The sequence below is a fragment of the Streptomyces ossamyceticus genome, from assembly GCF_001418475.1.
GTDB lineage: Bacteria > Actinomycetota > Actinomycetes > Streptomycetales > Streptomycetaceae > Streptomyces > Streptomyces ossamyceticus.
Map to the genome: position 1 here is coordinate 1 of NZ_LIQX01000989.1, position 1,291 is coordinate 1,291.

1 protein-coding gene is annotated in these 1,291 nt (G+C 73.5%); it reads left to right on the forward strand.

Annotation, left to right across the window (positions count from 1 at the left end; translation table 11 throughout):
- Positions 1 to 483 precede the first annotated feature (483 nt).
- On the forward strand, positions 484 to 1,291 hold an 808-nt coding region (gene ssd, locus AOK15_RS41250; protein ID WP_055524412.1), incomplete at its 3' end, for a septum site-determining protein Ssd.

A 1,291-nucleotide genomic window follows, 5' to 3' on the forward strand; every position in this document is an offset into this window, starting at 1 on the left:
CGGACATGCGACGACCCCCGCTCTCCCCCCCGGCGGGGGTCGTCGCATGTCCGGATACTTTTTCCTTCCGCTTCTCCCGCCCGCGAGGCCGTCCTGTGCCCTCGTGGGCTTTTCTCTGCCCTCCCATAGGAATCGTCACTTTGCGTAGCGGTCGTGCTGCGCTGTGGAGGACGTGCGAGCCTCGCCTGTTCGGGTGACGGCGATATTCACAACAGCCGGGTCGTCCACAGTTTTCGACCAAGATCCACACGATTTCCGGGCTCGTTGCACCGTGATTCCAGCGCGTCCGACGGCGGCTGGTTCCTGGCCGGTTCGGTTTCTCGGGCGTCGTCGGCCGGTGTTCGTCGACCGCTCATTCGGCGGCCGTCGACCGGCCCCTCACACAGGACTTGAACACGGGCGTCCGGGACACGGGCGGGGCCGACGAGCGCCGAGGCGCGGTCCCGCGCACCGTCCCGGACGCGGCGAAGGGGGATAAAGATCATGGCGGGAGCCATCACCGACGACCGGAGGTCGGCCGACGACGGGCGGCAGGGCAGGCCGCTGATCGTCACCGAGGACGTGGACCTCCTGGACGACCTGCTGCGCCTGTGCGCGGCCGCCGGCGCCAGACCGGAGGTCCACCACGGCGTGCCGGAGGGCCGGGGCCGCTGGGAGGCGGCACCGCTCGTACTCGTCGGCGACGACGCGGCGCGGCGCCTGCGCGGGGCCGTCCGCCGCCGCGGGGTCGTGCTCATCGGGAAGGACCAGGACGACTCCGGGGTCTGGCAGCGTGCCGTGCAGATCGGCGCCGATCACGTGCTGATGCTGCCCGACGGCGAGCAATGGCTCGTCGACCGCATCGCCGACGTCGCCGAAGGGGTCGGCAGGCCCGCGCTCACCGTCGGTGTGATCGGAGGGCGCGGCGGCGCCGGGGCGTCCACCCTGGCCTGCGCGCTCGCCGTGACCTCGGCGCGGCAGGGCAGGCGCACCCTCCTCGTGGACGCCGATCCGCTGGGCGGCGGGCTCGACGTGCTCCTCGGCGGGGAGAACGCCGAGGGACTGCGCTGGCCCGCGTTCGCCGCCTCGCGCGGCCGGGTCGGCGGCGGCGCCCTGGAGGAGTCCCTTCCCGAACTGCACTCCCTGAGGGTCCTCAGCTGGGACCGGGGTGACGCCGTCGCCGTGCCGCCCCAGGCCGTGCGCGCGGTCCTCGCCGCCGGACGGCGGCGAGGCGGGGCGGTCGTCGTCGACCTGCCGCGCCGCATCGACGAAGGCGTCGCCGAGGCCCTCGCCCAGATCGACATCGGCCTGC